Source organism: Actinosynnema sp. NPDC004786, assembly GCF_053601135.1.
This window is the reverse complement of the sequence record NZ_JBSGBG010000020.1, coordinates 98,483-117,442: the sequence shown is the minus strand read 5'-3', so window position 1 is coordinate 117,442 and position 18,960 is coordinate 98,483. Positions and strand designations below refer to the sequence as shown.

Genomic DNA, 18,960 nt, shown 5'->3' with positions numbered 1-18,960 from the left:
CCCACCCCGTGGGACGATGGCGGGCGAGATGAACGACATCACCGAAGCCCCGTTGCTCGTCGCCGCGCGCGGCGGGAAGCCGTCACGCACCCCGGTCTGGTTCATGCGCCAGGCGGGCCGCTCCCTGCCGGAGTACCGCCGGCTGCGCGAAGGCACCGCGATGCTGGACGCCTGCCTCGACCCGGAGATGGTCTGCGAGATCACCCTGCAGCCGGTGCGCCGCCACGACGTGGACGGCGCGATCCTGTTCTCCGACATCGTCGTGCCGCTCAAGGCCGCGGGCGTGGACCTGGACATCGTGCCGGGCACCGGGCCGGTGGTGGCCAAGCCGGTCCAGACCGCCGCCGACGTGCACGCCCTGCCCGAGCTGCACGAGGAGCAGGTGCGGCCGGTGGCCGACGCCATCGGGCTGCTCAACGACCGGCTCGGCGACGTGCCGCTGATCGGCTTCGCCGGCGCGCCGTTCACGCTGGCCTCCTACCTGGTCGAGGGCGGCCCGAGCAAGCACCACGAGCGCACCAAGGCGCTCATGCACGGCGACCCGGACCTGTGGCACGCGCTGCTGGACCGGCTGGCGGGCATCACCGCCGAGTTCCTGCGCGTGCAGGTCCGCGCGGGCGTGAAGGCGGTGCAGCTGTTCGACTCGTGGGCGGGCGCGCTGTCCGAGCGCGACTACCGCGAGTTCGTCCTGCCGCACTCCACCCGGGTGCTGCGGAGCGTCGAAGGGGTGCCGCGCATCCACTTCGGCGTCGGCACGGGCGAGCTGCTGCCCGCGATGCGCGAGGCGGGCGCGGACGTGGTCGGCGTCGACTGGCGCACGCCGCTGGACGTGGCCGTGCGGCGGCTCGAACAGGCCGCGCCCCACCTGCCGAAACCGGTCGTGCAGGGCAACCTCGACCCGGCGCTGCTGTTCGCGGGCCTGCCCGCGCTGGAACGCGAGGTCGAGCGGATCAAGCGGGAGGGCCGCGCCGCCGCCGGGCACATCTTCAACCTCGGCCACGGCGTGCTGCCCGACACCGACCCCGACGTCATCACGCGGGCCGTCGAGCTGGTGCACCGGGCCGGATGAGCGCGACGCGGGTGGCGGTGGTCGGGGGCGGGCTCTCCGGCCTCGCCGCCGCGCACCGGCTGCGGCGGCTGCTCGGGCCGGACGCGGGCATCACCGTCGTCGAGCAGGCCGACCGGCTGGGCGGCAAGCTGCGCACCGTCGAGGTCGCCGGCGTGGCCTACGACGTGGGCGCGGAGGCGTTCCTGCACCGCCGCCCCGAGGCCGCCGACCTGGTCGCCGAGCTGGGCCTGGCCGACCGGGTCGTCCACCCGACGAAGGCCGCGGCGAGCGTCCACGCCGCCGGCGACACCAGGCCCATCCCGCCACGCACGCTGATGGGCGTCCCCGGATCGGTCGACACTGTGCGCGGGGTGCTGTCGCCGGAGGGCCTGCGCCGGCTCGCCGCCGAACCCGACCTCCCCCCGATCCGGCTGGCCGGCGCGGACGTGCCGGTGGGCGCGCTGCTGCGCGAGCGGTTCGGCCCCGAGGTGGACGCCCGGCTGGTCGGGCCGCTGCTCGGCGGCGTCTACGCGGGCCGCACCGACGTGCTCGGGCTGCGCGCGACCATGCCGCAACTGGCCGCCGCACTGGACGCGGGCGCGGGCTCGTTGCTGGCCGCCGCCGCGTCCGCCGTGCCCCCGCCGCCACCACCGGGTGTCACCCGACCGCCGGTCTTCGGCACCCTGAGCGACGGCCTGTCCACGCTGGTGGCACGCCTGGCGCAGGCGTCCGGGGCCGCGATCAGGCTCGGCCTGCCGGTGCGCGCCCTGACCCGGCTCGACCGGGGGTGGCGGCTGGAGATCGGTTCCGCCGCCGCGCCGGAACGCCTGGACGTGGACGGCGTCGTGCTGGCCGTGCCCGCGCCCGCGGCCCGCAGGCTGCTCGCCGACGTCGTGCCCGCCGCGTCCCGCCGCTACGCCGAGGTCGAGCTGGCGTCGATGGCGGTGGTGGCGCTGGCCCTGCCGCCCGGCACGGCGCTGCCCGAGCGGTCCGGCGTGCTGCTGGCCGAGGGCGAGCGGGACGCCGACGGCGTGCCGTTCACCGCGAAGGCGTTCACCTTCTCCAGCCGCAAGTGGGCGCACCTGGCCGGCGGCCCGGTGCTGGTGCGCGGCAGCGTCGGCCGGCACGGCGAGACCCACCTGCTCCAGCGCGACGACGACGAGCTGGTCGCCGCCGTCCGGGACGACCTGCGCCGGCTGACCGGCGTCACGGCCGAGCCGATCGACACCGCCGTCACCCGCTGGGGCGGCGGCCTGCCGCAGTACGGGGTGGGCCACCTCGACCTGGTGCGGGGCATCGAGGACGCGGTCGCCGAGGTGCCCGGCCTGGCCGTGGCGGGCGCCACGCTGCACGGCGTCGGCCTGCCCGCGTGCGTCGCGACGGGCCACGCGGCGGCCGCCCGTGTCGCCGCTCACGTGCTCGGCCCGGTCCGCCGGGTGAGAGGATTGGACCCATGGCCCGCCTGAACTACAACGAACTCAACGACACCATCCGCTACACCATGTGGTCGGTCTTCCGGGTGGAGCCCGGTCGCCTGCCCGACGACCGCGGCCCGGCCGCGTCCGAGGCGCAGGAGTACCTGGACGGCCTGGAGGCCAAGGGTGTCGTGGTGCGCGGCGTGTACGACGTGGCGGGCCTGCGCGCGGACGCCGACTACCTGGTCTGGTGGCACGCCGAGGAGATCGAGCAGCTCCAGCAGGCCTACACCGGGTTCCGCCGCACCGCCGTGGGCCGGGCGTCCACCCCGGTGTGGAGCCAGGTCGCGCTGCACCGGCCGGCCGAGTTCAACCGCAGCCACATCCCGGCGTTCCTGGCGGGCGAGGAAGCCCGCAAGTACGTGTGCGTCTACCCGTTCGTGCGGTCCTACGAGTGGTACCTGCTGCCGGACGAGGACCGCCGCCGCATGCTCGCCGACCACGGCAAGGAGGCGCGGGACTACCCGGACGTGCGGGCGAACACGGTGGCGTCGTTCGCGCTGGGCGACTACGAGTGGATCCTCGCGTTCGAGGCCGACGAGCTGCACCGGATCGTGGACCTGATGCGGCACCTGCGCGGCACCGAGGCGCGCCGCCACGTCCGCGAGGAGATCCCCTTCTACACCGGCACCCGCGTGCCCGCCGCCGAGCTGGTCACCAACCTGCCGTGAGGCGGGGAGGGACGCCCGCGACCGGACGCCCCTCCCCGCCGCCCGTCACGCCGTGAGCCGGTAGGCCCGGATCACGGCGTGTTCGAAGGTGTTGCCCTTGCTGTCGGTGCCCTTGGCGCGCAACGACGCGAAGCCCTCGTGCCGGGCGTTGCGGACGAGTGCCGCGCCGCCGACGACGGGAACCTTTGCCCAGGTCTTGCCGTCGTCGAACGACACCTCCACCTCGACCTTGTGGACGCGCCCGTTGTCCGCGCCTTGCTGCTGCTCGACGGTCAGCGGGACGCGCAGGAGCCGTCCGGCGGGCGTGCCGCCGTCGGCGTCCAGTCGGGGTGTGAAGCGCACGACCGACAGGGGCAGCTTCCGGCTCCGCTCGCCCGGCACGGTGTCGGAGCGGAACGTCCACGCGCCGGTGACCCGGGTGCTCAGCTCGGACACGCCCGGCGACCGGACGAAGTCCGTCTCGACCCGGTAGCGGGCCGTGCCCGGCGGCACGGCGAACTCGCCGCCCGGCGCGGGGGTCTCGGCGATCTTCTGCCCGTCGCGGTGCAGGGTGGTGCGCGCGGACGCGTACGCCGAGCCGCCCAGGTTGTCCGCGCCGTCGTTGACCAGCGGCACCTGCACCATGAGCCGGTCGCCGAGCCGGCCCAGGTACTCGTAGCGGGACGGCGGCAGGCCCGGGCCGAACACCGGGAAGTTGAACCGCTCGCGATCGCGGTCGCCGGGCCGGTACGTGCGGTCCGCCGTCGAGTAGTTCGCGCGGACGTCGAACGCGGCCTTCGCGACCTGGAGGAGCTGCCACCGCCACCGGATGTCGCGGGTGTTGACGTAGTCGATGGTGTCGCCGCCCGGCGGCGCGGGGAACAGCACCGCCCAGCCGCCGGAGCCGGCCTCCGTGACGAGGCTGCCGCCGTGGGTGAACTCGTCGGTGTCGGGGCCGGGTCCGAACGCGGTCCGCACCTCGGCCAGCTCGCGCCTGGCCGGCGCGCGGACGAACCCGGTCGGCACCCGGCCGTGCCGGACCCACCCGAACCGGTGGCGCACCGGCGTGTCGCCGACCGGGGTGCCCGCGTACTGCGCGCCGATCACGACTTCGAGCTGGTCGTCGGGCAGCGTCGGGCCGACGTGACCCAGCGCGAGGTCGTCGGTGAACCCGTTGAGGAACGCCACGCCGAGCCCGATCCGCCGGTCGCCGGACCGGCGGTCGAGGCCGATGTCGCCGATCGCCGGGACCGCGCCCGGGTCGGGCGGGGTGACCGAGATCGGCTTGGCGGTGCGGGCGTCGAAGACGGTCGTGGTGTCCCCGGTGACCGACAGCGACGGCTGCGCCAGCACGGCGACCCGTTGGCCCGCCCCGTCACCGGTCACGACGTTGGCGTAGACCATGTACTCGCCCTTGGGCAGGCGGGTGGTGACGGTGTTGTCGTCGTCCTCCAGGAACGCGAACTCGTCGTTGTCCACGCCCATCAGCACGGAGCTGTACAGCGCGGGCTCCCGGCCTTCGGCGTCGAGGAACGTCGTGGTGACGTCGTAGCTCTCGGCCTCGCGCGCGACGCTGACCGGGGTGCGCAGGAGGTCCCCGGCGACGACCGTGCCGGAGAACGCGCCGTCGGCGCCGCCGACCCTGGTGTCCGCGGTGACGGTCACCGTCGCCTCGCCGCCCGCGGGAACGGTGACGGTGGTGGGCGCGACGGTGAGCAGACCGGCGGGCGCGGGGGCGCCGTCCGGCCCCCTGGCCTCGACCGACACGGCGAACGTGACGGCGTCCGTGCCGCTGTTGCGGTAGGTCAGGTCCTTGGCGACCGGCGTGTCGTCGCCGTGCGGCCACGGGTGCGTGCCCATGACCAGGCCGGCGGGCTCGGCGGTGACCGTGGTGGTGATGGCCTTGGCGAGGTCGACGCGGCCGGTGCCCTGGTCGAAGGCCGACAGTGCCGGGTTGTTCTTGGCCGAGGCCATGAGGGTGGCCTTGATCTGCGCGCCGGTCCAGTCGGGGTGTTGCTGGGCGATGAGGGCGGCCGCGCCGGCGACGTGCGGGGTGGCCATGGAGGTGCCGGAGACGGCGACGTGGGCGTCGCCCACCGGGGTGCCGATCGAGCCCGTGGCGGCCCTGGCCGCGACGATGTCCACGCCGGGGGCGGTGAGGTCGGGCTTGACCGCGCCGTCGCCGACGCGGGGGCCGCGGCTGGAGAACGGCGCGATGGCGTCGTCGCGCTCGACCGCGCCGACGGTGAGCGCGGCGTCCGCGCTGCCGGGCGAGCCGACGGTGGCGGTGCCGCCGGAGTTGCCCGCCGCGACGACGAACAGGACGCCGGTCCGCGCGGACAGGGTGTTCACCGCTTCTTCCAGTGGGTCGAGGCCGGGCGTGTCGTCGCCGCCGAGGCTGAGGTTGACGACGTCCGCGCCCTGGTCCACGGCCCACTGGAGGCCGTCGAGGATCCAGGACTCCGCGCAGCCGTAGAGGGCGCACACCTTGCCGTCGAGGATCTGCGCGTCCGGCGCCACGCCCCGGTACTTCGGGCCGTTGCTCGCGATGGTGGCCGCGACGTGCGTGCCGTGCCCGTTGACGTCGGTGGCGTCCGGGTCCTCGGTGAAGTTCCGCTCGGCGACTTCCCGGCCGGCGAGGTCGGGGTGCGTGCCGTCCACCCCGCCGTCCAGGACGGCGACCTTGACGCCCTTGCCGGTGAACCCGGCGTCCCACGCGGTCGGTGCGCCGATCTGGGCGGTGGAGCGGTCGAGGGTGGGCCGGCGGAGGCCGTCGAGCCAGACTTTTTTGACGTCCGGGTCGTCCAGGAGTGCCTGGAAGGTGGTGGCGGCACTGGTTTTCGGGGTTTGTGCGGCGACCGCGTCCACGGCGGATAACGCGTGGGTGACGTGGACGCCGGTCGGCTGCCGGTCGCCGGTGATGATCAGCGGCACGGTGTCGCGCTTCGCGTCGTCGTAGCCGGCTTCGACCAGGCCGGTGACGTCGAACAGGCGCGGGTCCAGCCTGCCCCGGGCCAACGCCTTGACGGCGTCGTCCGGGACGACGTGCAGCCGGCCGTCCCGCCGGAACGTGTGGAAGCGGACCCCTTCGCGGCCGGGACCGGCCTTGATCGAGCGCGACGCGGTGCCGTCGAGCACCACCCGGTCGCCCGTGACGAGGGTGACCGACGTGGGCGCGCCGGCCCGCCGGTCCGCGGGGTCCCGCCGGTCCGGCTCGCCGGCGGCGACCCCGGTCGCCGTGCCGGCCGCGAACCCGGCCGCGAGGGCGGCGGCTGCCCACCCGACCCGCCTCCGTGATCTCGACATCACCTCGGACACCTCCCGGACGTGGTGGTCGCGCAGGGGAAACGCGCGGTCGGAAGGCGCCGCCGATCGCGGCGGCGGCGGGATGCCGGAACAGTCGAAGCCCCCAACGACCTCGACGCTATCCACCCGTCAGGGGGACGGCAGCGTCCCTTTGAGGGGAAAACGCCACTCGAACAGCCGAGCGGGCCACTACACCGCGCAGGTCGGGCGAGGGGACATCCGCGCGACCGGACGTCCCCTCGCCGCGACAGGGCCCTCAGCCGATCTTGTACGCGCGGATCACGGCGTGCTCGAAGGTGTTGCCCTTGCTGTCGGTTCCCTTGGCGCGCAACGACGCGTAGCCCGCCCGGTCGGCGTTGCGGACGAGTGCCGCGCCGCCGACTACGGGAACCCTTGCCCAGGACTTGCCGTCGTCGAAGGACACCTCCACCTCGACCTTGTGGACGCGTCCGTTGTCCGCGCCTTGTTGTTGTTCGACGGTCAGCGGGATGCGCAGGAGGCGTCCGGCGGGTGTGCCGCCGTCGGCGTCGAGTCGGGGTGCGAAGCGCACGACCGACAGGGGGAGCTTCCGGCTCCGCTCGCCCGGCACGGTGTCGGAGCGGAACGTCCACGAGCCGGTGACCCGCGTGGTGAGGGCGAAGACCTCCGGCGCGCGGACGAGGTCCAGGTCGAGCCGGTAGCGGGCCGCGCCGGGCGGGACGGTGAACCGCGCCGACGCGGACGGGACCTCGGCGACCGGTTGGCCGTCGCGGTGCAGGGTGGCGCGGGCCGACTCGGTGACGGACCAGCCGAGGTTGTCCCCGCCGTCGTTGACCAGCGGCACCTGGGCCGTGATCACGTCGCCGTGCCGGCTCAGGTAGTCGTAGGAGGACGGCGGCAGGCCCGGCCCGAACACCGGGAACCGGAACCGCTGCTCGTGGGTGCGGCCGGCGCGGTAGGTGCGGTCGGTGGCCGAGTAGTCGGCGACGGAGTCGCCGTCCGGGCCGTGCTCGCTCAGCAGCCACCGCCACCGGAAGCCGTCGCCGAGGACGTAGTCGATCGCCTCGCCGCCCGTGGGCACGGGGAACAGCACGCCCATGGGGCCGGAGCCGTCCGCGCCGAACGGGGCCGCGCCGAGGTCGTAGCCGTGGCCGGCCGGGGCGGGGCCGAGGTGGGAGCGCACCTCGGCCAGGTCGCGCCGGGCCGGCGCGCGGACGAACCCGGTGGGCACCCGGCCGCGCTCGACCCAGGCGAGCCGGTGGTGGACCGGTGTCGCGCCGACCGGCGTGCCGGTGCCCTGGGTGGCGACGACGAGTTCGAGCTGGTCGTCCGGCAGGTCGGGGTCGGAGCCCGCCAGGGTGAGGCCGTCGGTGAACCCGTCGATGAACAGCGAGCCGATCGACACGCGCGACCCTTCGTGCGCGCGGGTGACCCGGACCTCGGCGAGCACGGGCTTCGCGCCGGGGTCCGGGGTGGTGACCCGGACCGGCTCGGCGGCGCGGGCGTCGAAGGTGAGCGCGGTCGGCCCGGCCACGACGAGGACCGGCCTCGGCAGCAACGCCGTCCGGCCGTCCTCCGGGTCGCCGGTGGTGACGTCGCCGAAGGCGAAGTACTCGCCCTTGGGCAGGCGCAGCCGGGCGGTGTCGTCCTCGCCGTCGAAGAACGCGAACACGTCGTTGTCCATGCCGATCACGAGCCCGCTGTGCCGGCTGGGCGCCTCGCCGTTCGCGTCGACGAACGTGGCGGTGACGTCGTAGCTCTCGGGTTCGCGGTCGACGCCGACCGGGGTGCGCAGGAGGTCGCCCGCGACGACCGCGCCCGAGATCGCGCCGTCGACGCCGCCGACCCTGGTGTCCGCGGTGACGGTCACCGTCGCCGCGCCGCCCGCCGGGACCGTGACGGTGGTGGGCGTGACGGTGAACAGGCCCGCGGGCGCGGGCTCGCCGTGCGGGCCCCTGGCCTCGACCGACACCGGGAAGGTGACGGCGTCCGTGCCGCTGTTGCGGTAGGTCAGCTCCCCGGTCACCGGGGTGTCGTCGTCGTGCGGCCACGGGTGGGAGCCCAGGGCGAGGCTGGTCGGGTCGGACGTCACCGCGGCGCGCAGCGCCCCGGGGAGGTCGACGCGGCCCGCGCCCTGGGCGAACGCGGTCGCCGCCGGGTTGTTCCTGGCCGAGGCCATGAGGGTGGCCTTGATCCGCGCGCCGGTCCAGTCGGGGTGTTGCTGGGCGAGCAGGGCCGCCGCGCCGGCGACGTGCGGGGTGGCCATGGACGTGCCGGAGACGGCCACGTGGTGCTCGTCCACGGGCATGCCGATCCGCCCGGCGGCGGCCTTCGCCGCGACGATGTCCACGCCGGGGGCGGTGATGTCGGGCTTCACGCCGCCGTCGCCGAGGCGCGGGCCGCGGCTGGAGAACGGCGCGACGGCGTCGTTCCGGTCGACCGCGCCGACGGTGAGCGCCGCCTCCGCGCTGCCGGGCGAGCCGACCGTGCCGGGACCACCGCGGTTGCCCGCCGCGACGACGAACAGCGCGCCGGTCCGCGCGGACAGGGTGTTCACCGCTTCTTCCAGCGGGTCGAGGCCGGGTGTGTCGTCGCCGCCGAGGCTGAGGTTGACGACGTCCGCGCCCTGGTCCACGGCCCACTGGAGGCCGTCGAGGATCGAGGACTCGGGGCAGCCGTGGTCGACGCACACCTTCGCGTCGAGGATCTGCGCGTCCGGCGCGACGCCCCGGTACTTCGGGCCGTTGCTCGCGATCGTGGCGGCGACGTGCGTGCCGTGGCCGACCCGGTCGGTGGCGTCGGGGTCTTCGGTGAAGTTCCGCTCGGCGATCTCCCGGCCGGCGAGGTCGGGGTGGGTCTGGTCGACGCCGCTGTCCAGCACGGCGACCTTGACGCCCTTGCCGGTGAACCCGGCCTGCCACGCGGTCGGCGCGCCGATCTGGGCGGTGGAGCGGTCGAGGGTGGGCCGGCGCAGGCCGTCGAGCCAGACTTTCTTGACGTCCGGGTCGGTGAGGAGGGTCTGAAAGGTGGTGGTGGCACTGGTTTTCTGGGTCTGTGCGGCGACCGCGTTCACGGCGGGCAAGGCGTGGGTGACGTGGACGCCGGTCGGCTGCCGGTCGCCGGTGACGATCAGCGGCACGGTGTCGCGCCTCGCGTCGTCGTAGCCGGCCTCGACCAGGCCCGTGACGTCGAACAGGCGCGGGTCCAGCCGGCCGCTTGCGACGGCCCGGGCGGCGTCGCGGGGGATGACGTGCAGCCGGCCGTCGCGGTGAACGGTGAGGAAGCCGACCCGTTCCCGGCCGGGACCGGCCTGGACCGAGTTGATCCCGGTGTCGTGGAGCAGGACCCGGTCACCCGTGATCAGGGTGACGGTCGTGGTCCCGGTGGTGTCGTGGTGCGCGGGTCGCGGCGTCGCGCCGGCGACCGTGGCGGCGCCGGTGGCCAGGCCGAGCGCGGCCAGGGCGGCCACGGCGGTCCGTCGTGCTCTCGCGGTCAACGCGGATACCTCCCGAACGTGGTGGTGTGCGGTGAAAACCGCACGGGGAAGGCACCGCCCGCGCGCGGCGGCGGCGATGTGCCGATGACCGATGCCCCCCCGATGGTGTCGGCCGGCGGGCGGGGGCGTCCGCGTGCGCGAACGCCCCCGCCCGGTGTCAGCCGACCTTGTACGCGCGGATCACGGTGTGCTCGAACGTGTTGCCCCTGCTGTCGGAGCCCTGGACGCGCAGCGACGCGTACCCGGCGGCGCCGGGGTTGCGGACGAGCACGGTGCGCCCCACCACCGGGGCCGCCGACCAGGACTTGCCGTCGTCGAACGACACCTCGACGCGGACCCGGTCGACCCGGCCGTTCGCCGCGCCCTCCTGCTGCCGCACCTCGAACGGCACCCGCAGCAGCCGGCCCGCGGGCGCGACGCCGTGCGCGTCGAGCGCCGGGGTGAACCGGACCACGGTCAGCGGCAGCGGCGTGACGCGGTCGGCCGGCGTGCCGCCGGACCGGAACGTCCACGCGCCGCTGACCGAGGTGGAGAACTCCGACACGCCCGGCGCGCGCACGGCCTCCGTCTCGACCCGGTAGCCGGCCGCCCCCGGCGGCACGGTCCACTCGCCGCGCCCGGCCAGCGGGAACTCGCCGACCGCGGTCCCGTCGCGCCGCAGCGTGGTCCGCGCCGACGACACCGCGGACGCGCCGAAGTTGTTGTGCCGGTCGCCGAACAGCGGCACGGACACCGTGATCACGTCGCCCTGCCTGCCCAGGTGCGGCAACGACCCGCCGGGCAGCGCCGGGCCGAACACCGGGTCGTGCAGCCGCTGCCGCACCACCTGCCCCGGCCGGTGCCGCGTCGGCGGCGTCGCGGACTCCGCCTCGATCGAGCGGTCCCGGAACTGGGCCAGCGACCACGACCACCGCACGTCGGGAGCGGTGGTGGCGTAGTCGATCGACTTCCCGGGCACGGTCACCGCGGTGTCCGCGCCGAGGCCGCCGATGCCGTCGGGCAGGACGGGGAAGCCGGCGAACCCGTAGGTCCGGTCCGGCGTGCCGACGCCGAACTCCGACCGCACCTCGGCCAGGTCGCGCCGGGCCGGCGCGCGGACGAACCCGGTGGGCACCCGGCCCTTCTCGGCCCAGGAGAACCGGTAGGTCACCGGGGTCGCGCCCTGCGGTGTGCCGGCGGCCTGCTCGCCGAGCAGGACCGTCAGGTCGGCGGGCGGCACGTCCGGGCCGACCTGCCCGATCGAGGTGCCGTCGCCGAAGCCGCCCGGCCGCGCCGAGCCGATGCCGGTCACCACCTCGCCGGCGACGCCGCGCAGGAGCAGCATGTCGCCGACCACGGGCCGCGCGGCCGGGTCGGGGTAGGTGATCGCGATCGGCTTGGCCTTGCGGGCGTCCACGGTGATCGTGCCGGTGTCCGGGCCGACGCGCAGGCTCGGCTGCGGCAGCACGGCGGTCTGCTCCGGCCCGCCGGTCAGCACCTCGTTCACGACCAGGTACTCGCCCACCGGCAGCCGCGTGGTGGCCTTGCCGTTCTCGCCGTCCTGGAACACGACCGTCGGGTTGTCCACGCCGATGACGAACGAGAAGAAGTCGGTCGCGGGCCGGCCCTGCGCGTCGATGAACTCGAACGTGACGTCGTAGCTCTCGACCTCCCGGTCGACGCCCACCGGCACGCGCAGCTCCACGCCGCCGCCGGAGGCGACGACCGTGCCGCTGTACGCGCCGTCCACGGCGGCCGCCCTCGGGTCGGCGGTGACGGAGACGGTCGCCTCGCCGCCCGCGGGCACGGTGACGGCGCCGGGGCTCACGGTGAACACGCCGGCCGGCGCGGGCCTGCCGTCCGGGCCCTTGGCGTCGACGGCCAGGCTGAGCGTGACGGGTTGCGTGCCGCTGTTGCGGACGGCGAACTCCTTGCTCGTCGGGGTGTCGTCGTCGTGCGGCCACGGGTGCAGGCCCAGCGCCAGGCTGGGCGGGTCGGCGGTGACCGTCGTGCCGATGGCCCTGGCGAGGTCGACGCGGCCGGTGCCCTGGTCGAAGGCGGTGAGCGCCGGGTTGTTCTTGGCCGAGGCCATGAGGGCGGCCTTGATCTGCGCGCCGGTCCAGTCGGGGTGCTGCTGGGCGAGCAGGGCCGCCGCGCCGGCGACGTGCGGGGTGGCCATGGACGTGCCGGAGACGGCCACGTGCGCGTCGCCCACCGGGGTGCCGATCTGGCCGGTGCTCGACTTGGCGGCGACGATGTCCACGCCCGGCGCGGTGACGTCCGGCCGGGGCGCGCCGTCGCCGACCCGCGGGCCGCGGCTGGAGAACGGCGCGATGTCGTCGTCGCGCTCGACCGCGCCGACGGCGAGCGCGGCGTCCGCGCTGGCCGGCGAGCTGATCGTGCCGGGACCGCCGGAGTTGCCGGCGGCGACCACGAACAGCGTGCCGGTGCGCGCCGACAGCGTCTCGATGGCCTGCTCCAGCGGGTCCACGTCCGGGGTGTCGGTGCCGCCCAGGCTCATGTTGATCACGTCCGCGCCCTGGTCGGCGGCCCACTGCATGCCGTCGACGATCCAGGACTCGGCGCAGTCGAGGGAGCAGACCTTGCCGTCGAGGATCTGCGCGTCCGGCGCGACGCCCCGGTACTTCGCGCCCGCGCTGGCGACGGTGGCCGCGACGTGCGTGCCGTGGCCCACCAGGTCGCTGTTGTCGGGGTCCTCGGTGAAGTTCCGCTCCAGGACCTCCCGGCCGGCGAGGTCGGGGTGGGTCTGGTCGACGCCGCTGTCCAGCACGGCGACCTTGACGCCCTTGCCGGTGAACCCGGCCTGCCACGCGGTCGGCGCGCCGATCTGCGCCACGGAGCGGTCCAGGCTGAGCCGGCGCACGCCGTCCAGCCAGACCTTCTCGACGCCCGGGTCGTCCAGCAACGCCCGGAACGTGGCGGCGACGTCCGCCTTGGCGGCCCGTGCCGCCACCGAGTCGATGGTCGGCAGCGCGCGGGTGACCTGGACGCCGGCCGGCTGCCGGTCCCCGGTGACGATCAGCGGCACGGTGTCGCGCCTCGCGTCGTCGTAGCCGGCCTCGACCAGGCCCGTGACGTCGAACAGGCGCAGGTCCAGCCGCCCCGCCGCCAACGCCTTGCCGACGTCGCGCGGCACGACGTGCAGCCGGCCGTCGCGCAGGAACCGGTGGAACGTGACGCGGTCGCGGCCCGGCCCCGGCGTGACGGACAGGAGCGCCTGGCCCGCGACGACCACCTTGTCGCCCGTGACCAGGGTGACGGTGTGCCGCTCGCCGCCCGGTTGGCTCGCCGGCGGCGGTGGGGGTGCGGTCGAGGTGGTCGCCGCCGCGGTGCCGGCGGCCAGCCCGACCGCCAACAACGCCGCCCCCCAGGCGATCCCCCGTCGTCGTGCTCTCGGATTCAACGCAGATACCTCCCGAATCTGGTTGAGCGCGCTGTGGACGCGCTGCCGGGAGGTGCGAAAAAACGGTGTACCGAAAGTGATGCGCCCCCCGACAACTTGGACGCTATCCACTCGGGGGAGCCGTTTCAGCGTCCCAACGCGGGGACCGGACGCGGCCGGGCAGCCCAACCGGCGTTGCTCGCCGGGAGGGGCGACCACCGGCCGCGGCCGCCCCTCCCGGGCGCTCAGCCGATCTTGTAAGCGCGGATCACGGTGTGCTCCAAGGCGTTCCCGGCGCTGTCGGTCGCCCGCACCCGCACCGAGCCGTACCCGGCGCGATCGGGGTTGGCGACCGTCGCCGCACCCGCCGACACCGGCGCCGCGGCCCACGTCGCGCCGTCGTCGAACGACACCTCGACGTCGATCCGGTCGATCCGGCCGTTCGCCGCGCCCTCCTGCTGCTGCACGGTCAACGGCACCCGCAACGACGCGCCCTTCGGGGCCGTGCCGCTCCCGTCCAACCCGGGCGTGAACCGCACCACCGACAACGGCAGCGGCACGACCCCGTCCCCGGTCGTCGTGTCGGAGCGGAACGTCCACGCGGCGCTCACCCGGGTGGCGAACTCCGACGTGCCCGCCGCCCGCACCGCCTCCGTCTCCACCCGGTACGCCGCCGCCCCCGGCGGCACCTCGAACAGCCCGTTCGCCGCGTACGGCGTCTCGCCGACCTCCACCCCGTCGCGCAGCAACCTGGTCCGCGCCGACGACACCGCCGCGTTGCCGCCGTTGCCCGCCCCGTCGGTGAACAGCGGCACCGCGAAGCTGATCTCGTCGCCGCCGCGCGCCAGGTACGGCGACCGCGACTCCGGCAACGCGGGCGAGAACACCGGGTCGTTGAACCGCTCCTCGTGCCCGCCGCCCCGCTCGTACCGCCGCTCCGGCGAGGTCAGCGTCGCCTCCACCGCGCCCTCCGCGCCGTACTGCAGGAAACCCCACGACCACGCCAGGTCCGGGGTGACCCGGTCGACCGCCTCACCCGGCGACGCCACGTCCGGCAACCACGCCCACCCGGCCACACCGCCGGGGGTGATCGGGTTGCCGCCGTGCCCGAACGCGCGCCCCGACGGTCCCGGCCCGAACCGGGTGCGCACCTCCGCCAGGTCCGACGCGGCCGGCTCCCGCACGAACCCGTCCGGCAACCGCCCCTGCTGCGACCACGCGAACCGGTAGGTCACCGGCACGTCGCCGTCCGGCGTGCCCCGGAACTGCGCGCCGAGCAACACCGTCAGCTCGTCGTCCGCCGGTTCCGGGCCGACGTGCGCGATGGACACGCCCGGGCCGAACCCGCCCAGGAACGCCGTGCTCACGCTCGCCTGCCGGTCGCCGTGCGCCCGCACCACCGTCACGTCGCCCAACGCCTCCGCCGCCCCCGGATCCGGCGCGGTGATCCGCACCGACTTCGCGGCACGGGCGTCCAGCACCACCTCGGTGTCCGCCGTGACGCTCAACCGCGGCCGGGGCAGCAACGCCAACCGGGAGTCCCCCGTCTGCACGTCCGAACCGGTGAAGTACTCGCCCCGCGGCAACCGCAGCGTGAACGAGCCGTCCGCGTCGTAGGGGAACTCGAACACGTCGTTGCTCAACCCGATGACCGACGCCGAGTAGTCGACCGCCGGGGCGCCGTCCCCGTCCACGAACCGGAAGTCCACGTCGTAGCTCTCCACCTCCCGGTTCACGCTGACCGCCGTGCGCAGCGGCGCCGGACCGCCCGTCGCCACCACCGACCCCACGTACAGGCCGTCCACCGACCCCGGCCGCGTGTCCGCGGTCACCGTCGCCGTCGCCTCGCCGCCCGCCGGCACCGTCACCTTCGCCGGCGACACCCCGACCAGACCGGCCGGCGCCGCGCCCCCGTCCGGACCCGTCACCTCCGCGGTCAACGCCAACGTGACCGGCGCGGTCCCGTCGTTGCGGTACCGCACCACCTTCGACACCGGCGCGTCGTCGTGGTGCGGCCACTCCCGCGTGCCCATCGCCAGGCTCGCCGGCTCCGCCGTGACCAGCGTGGTGGTCGCCTTCGCCACGTCCACCCGACCCGCGCCCTGGTCGAACGCCGTCAACTCCGGGTTGTTCCGCGCCGACGCCACCAGCGCCGCCTTCACCTGCCCGCCCGACCAGTCCGGGTGCCGCTGCGCGACCAGGGCCGCCGCGCCCGCCACGTGCGGCGTCGCCATCGACGTGCCCGACATCGCCACGTGGCCGTCGTCCACCGGCGTGCCCACCGTGCCGCCGCGGGACCGCGCCGCCACGATCTCCACGCCCGGCGCGGTGACGTCCGGCTTCACCGCGCCGTCACCGACCCGCGGACCCCGGCTGGAGAACGGCGCGATCCCGTCCTGCCGGTCCACCGCGCCCACCGTCAACGCCGCGTCCGCGCTGCCCGGCGAACTGATCGTCCCCGGCCGCGAGTTGTTGCCCGCCGCCACCACGAACAGCGTGCCCGTCCGCGCCGACAGCGTGTTCACCGCCTCCTCCAGCGGGTCCAGCTCCGCCGTGTCGGCGCCGCCCAGGCTCAGGTTCACCACGTCCGCGCCCTGCTCGGCCGCCCACTGCAGGCCCGCCACGATCGCCGACTCCCGGCACCCCGACGCGACGCACACCTTGCCGTCCAGCAGGTCCACGTCCGGCGCCACACCCCGGTACTCCGCGCCGGCACTCGCGATCGTCGCCGCGACGTGCGTGCCGTGGCCCACGGTGTCGGTGTTGTCCGGGTCGTCGGTGAAGTTCGCCTCCGCCACCTCGCGACCCGCCAGGTCCGGGTGGTCCCCGTCCACGCCCGTGTCCAGCACGGCCACCTTCACGCCCTTGCCGGTCAGCCCCGCCTGCCACGCGGCCGGCGCGCCGATCTGCGCGGTGGACCGGTCCAGGGCCGGCCGGCGCACCCCGTCCAACCACACCTTGCGCACGCTCGCCCTCGACACGAGCGTGCGCCAGGCGTCCGACGCCTCCGACTTGACCACCTGCGCGGCGTACGAACCCACCGCGGGCAACCGGCGCCCCACCCGCAGCCCGGCCGCCGCCGGCTCCTCCTCACCGGTCACGATCAACGGCACGGTGTCCCACCGGCGATCGTCGTACCCCGCCTCGACCAGACCCGTGACGTCGAACAACCTCGGGTCCAGCCGGCCCTGCGCGACGGCCCTGGCCGCGTCGCGCGGCACCACGTGCAGGCGCCCGTCACGCCGGTAGCTGTGGAACACCGCGCGCTCCCGCCCCGGCCCGGCGACCAGCGCGCGGACCTCGTCACCGAGGAGCACGACCTTGTCCCCGGTGATCAGCGTGACCTCGTGGTGGCCGCTGTTCGGGGCCGGCGCGCCCCGCGCGCCCGACACCCCCGGACCGACCACCACCAGGCCCGCGGCGACCAGCACGGCCGCCCACGGCACGACACGCCAACGTGTGCTCTTCAACTCATCGACCTCCCGGTGAGGCGCCGCGCCTGGCGGAACACGGCCGGAAGGGCTCGGCGACCCGCCGGTGGCGGCGGAGGGACCGGGAGCGACGTTGCCCTGGGACCCCACCGACGCTAGAGGCCCCGGGAGAGCCGGACAGCCGCTGATTGGTCGGTCGGATCTTCACCGGTTCAGCGGAGTAAGCGGTTACCTACCGCTCGGTGACTGAGCCGTCGGCAGCAACCGAGATACCGGCCTGCGGTCCACCCGCTGGGCAGTCCGGACCGTTCGGGTACGCCATTTCGGGGTGGACGGTCAACTCCCGGTCCACCACCGCGGAACCGGATTGGTCCACCAACCGCAGGGTCACGGAGACGGGACGCGCGGGCATCCGGGGGAGGTCGGCGAACCCGTGCTTCCCGCCGGTCGGCTCGACACGGGCACCGCACGAGTCGTCCGGCCCGGTGCCCGTGCACGTCGTGTCGCCGGCCCTGGTCGACGGGTACAGCTCCAACGACGGGGTTGCACAGGAACCGTCCCAGCAAACCTCGATCGTCCCGGACACCACGTCCGGGTGCTCGACCTCCACGCCCACGCCGACGCGCGTGCCGATCTCCGTGCACGCCACACCGGCCCCGTCCACCGCCGCCCCGCACGCCGCGACCAGCAGCAGCACGCCCATCGGCCAAGTCCGTCTCCACATGCCCGGAGGACGGACCGCACGGCCGATCGGGTTGCGCGGTCGATCAAGTCGCGCGGTCGATCGGGTTGCGCGGCCGATCAGGTCGCACGGTTCGCGCGACGCCACCACCGCCGTTTCCGCGGCTTCAGCTCACCCCGCCGCACGGCCCACTCGGCGAACCGCGCCGCGTCCTCGCGGAACCGCGTGCCGACCTCCTTCGGGTGCGCTCGGGCGTAGGCGTCGAACAACGGTCGGAACCGCTCACCCAACTCGGCCGCCACGTCCGGCCGCAGCATCTCCACGATCCCGCGCCGCTTGTTGAGCAGCGCACGCCTCTCGACGCGCAGGCGCTCCTCGTCGAAACCGGCGGGCGCGTCACCGTCCGCCAGCAGGGCCCGGAGCAACTCGGCCTGCGCCGCGGCCAGCCGGTCGCGCTGCGGCTGCGTCATCCCAGCACGGCCCGGATCGCCGCCAACTCGGCCGCCAGCTCCGCGTCGGCCGGGTAGTCGTCGTCCCGTTCCAGCAGCACACCCGGCGGGTCGACGCGGGCGCGGAGCTGGGCGAGCACGTCCAGCACCTCCGGCAGCACCGCGTGGGCGTGCGTGTCGTGGTAGACGCCCTGGTGCTCCTCACCGCCCGCGACGTGCACGTAAGCCAGGCGTTCCAGGGGGATCTCGTCCAGGAAGCGGGCGACGTCGGTGCCGAGGTTGCGGGCGTTGGCGTAGAGGTTGGCGACGTCGATCAGCAGGTGGCAGTCCGTGCGGTCGACCAGCTCGGCGAGGAACCGGCCCTCGGTGAGCTCGCCGTCCGGCCACTCGAGGAGGGCGGCGACGTTCTCCAGGGCGAGGGGCACGGGCAGGTCCCGCTGCGCCGCCTTGACGTTCGCGACGAGCACGTCGAGCGCGTCGCGGGTGCGGGGGAGGGGCATGAGGTGGCCGGAATCCAGACCGCCCGCGCGGACGAAGCAGACGTGGTCGCTGACCAGCGGGGCGTCGAGGGCCTCGGCCAGGGCGGCGAGGTGCGCGACGCGCGCGGCGTCCACCGGCTCCGCGCCGCCGAGGGAGAGGGAGACGGCGTGGGGGAGGACGGGGATGCCGCGCTCGCGGAGGAGGAGGACCGACTCGGGCAGGTGCTCGACGTGCAGGTTCTCCGCGACCACCTCGACGAAGTCAACCCCGGGCAACCGTTCCACGGTGAGATCGATCTCGGGCCGCCAACCTATCCCCACACCCAGCTTCCGCACGGGACACCTGCCTTCCCAGCCACTAATCTGACGATCACCCGAGCAGCCGCCGAAACACGATCGGGTGATCATCGCCGACTGACCTCAACAAAACGCCGTTATCATCGGCCTCGAACGTCGGTTGAAAACACAAGGCCGCCGCCTCAACCACCTCCATGCCCAACCCAGCCTCCACCACCCGCCCAACTCCCCGCCACCACGGCGTCCACCCGCCGGCTCCCCCTCGCCCAAGCCCCCAGCCGCGCCG

Annotated in this window: 10 protein-coding genes; 3 read left to right on the top strand and 7 right to left on the bottom strand. The window is 75.0% G+C overall.

The window, feature by feature from the left end:
• Nucleotides 1-16: 16 nt before the first annotated feature.
• Genes hemE through hemQ form a run of 3 tightly spaced genes read left to right on the top strand, consistent with a single transcriptional unit; the run spans nt 17 to nt 3,194 of the window.
• Nucleotides 17-1,069: a uroporphyrinogen decarboxylase gene (gene hemE, locus ACWEFJ_RS19960; protein ID WP_449714633.1), complete on the top strand. Its 1,053-nt coding sequence runs from the start codon at nt 17-19 to the stop codon at nt 1,067-1,069.
• Entirely contained in the window at nt 1,066-2,514 is a 1,449-nt protein-coding gene (gene hemG, locus ACWEFJ_RS19955) for a protoporphyrinogen oxidase (protein ID WP_449714632.1), read from the top strand. Before hemE ends, hemG begins: the two co-directional genes overlap by 4 nt.
• Complete coding sequence (hemQ, locus tag ACWEFJ_RS19950; protein WP_449714631.1) at nt 2,502-3,194, top strand: hydrogen peroxide-dependent heme synthase; 693 nt, start codon at nt 2,502-2,504, stop codon at nt 3,192-3,194. The genes hemG and hemQ overlap by 13 nt, the downstream gene beginning before the upstream one ends.
• A gap of 45 nt (nt 3,195-3,239) precedes the next feature.
• Here hemQ and ACWEFJ_RS19945 read toward each other — a convergent pair whose 3' ends face one another.
• From ACWEFJ_RS19945 to ACWEFJ_RS19915, 7 genes are all read right to left on the bottom strand, one after another.
• Nucleotides 3,240-6,479: a S8 family peptidase gene (locus tag ACWEFJ_RS19945; protein WP_449714630.1), complete on the bottom strand. Its 3,240-nt coding sequence runs from the start codon at nt 6,477-6,479 to the stop codon at nt 3,240-3,242.
• A 256-nt stretch (nt 6,480-6,735) separates the two neighbouring features.
• The gene (locus ACWEFJ_RS19940; protein ID WP_449714629.1) at nt 6,736-9,954 is read right to left on the bottom strand and encodes a S8 family serine peptidase; all 3,219 of its coding nucleotides are present in this window, start codon (nt 9,952-9,954) and stop codon (nt 6,736-6,738) included.
• 157 nt (nt 9,955-10,111) lie between these two features.
• A complete protein-coding gene (locus tag ACWEFJ_RS19935) occupies nt 10,112-13,357 on the bottom strand; it encodes a S8 family serine peptidase (RefSeq protein ID WP_449714628.1) in 3,246 nt (1,081 codons plus the stop codon).
• Between the two features lie 224 nt (nt 13,358-13,581).
• Nucleotides 13,582-16,806, bottom strand: coding sequence for a S8 family serine peptidase (locus ACWEFJ_RS19930; protein ID WP_449714627.1), 3,225 nt, complete (start codon nt 16,804-16,806; stop codon nt 13,582-13,584).
• A 193-nt stretch (nt 16,807-16,999) separates the two neighbouring features.
• Entirely contained in the window at nt 17,000-17,491 is a 492-nt protein-coding gene (locus tag ACWEFJ_RS19925; protein ID WP_449714626.1) for a hypothetical protein, read from the bottom strand.
• A 77-nt stretch (nt 17,492-17,568) separates the two neighbouring features.
• On the bottom strand, nt 17,569-17,919 hold the full coding sequence (locus ACWEFJ_RS19920) for a hypothetical protein (protein WP_378085303.1): 351 nt from the start codon (nt 17,917-17,919) through the stop codon (nt 17,569-17,571).
• Nucleotides 17,916-18,713 (bottom strand): DUF692 domain-containing protein, encoded by a 798-nt coding sequence (locus ACWEFJ_RS19915; RefSeq protein WP_449714625.1) that lies wholly within the window; start codon nt 18,711-18,713, stop codon nt 17,916-17,918. The genes ACWEFJ_RS19920 and ACWEFJ_RS19915 overlap by 4 nt, the downstream gene beginning before the upstream one ends.
• Nucleotides 18,714-18,960 lie beyond the last annotated feature (247 nt).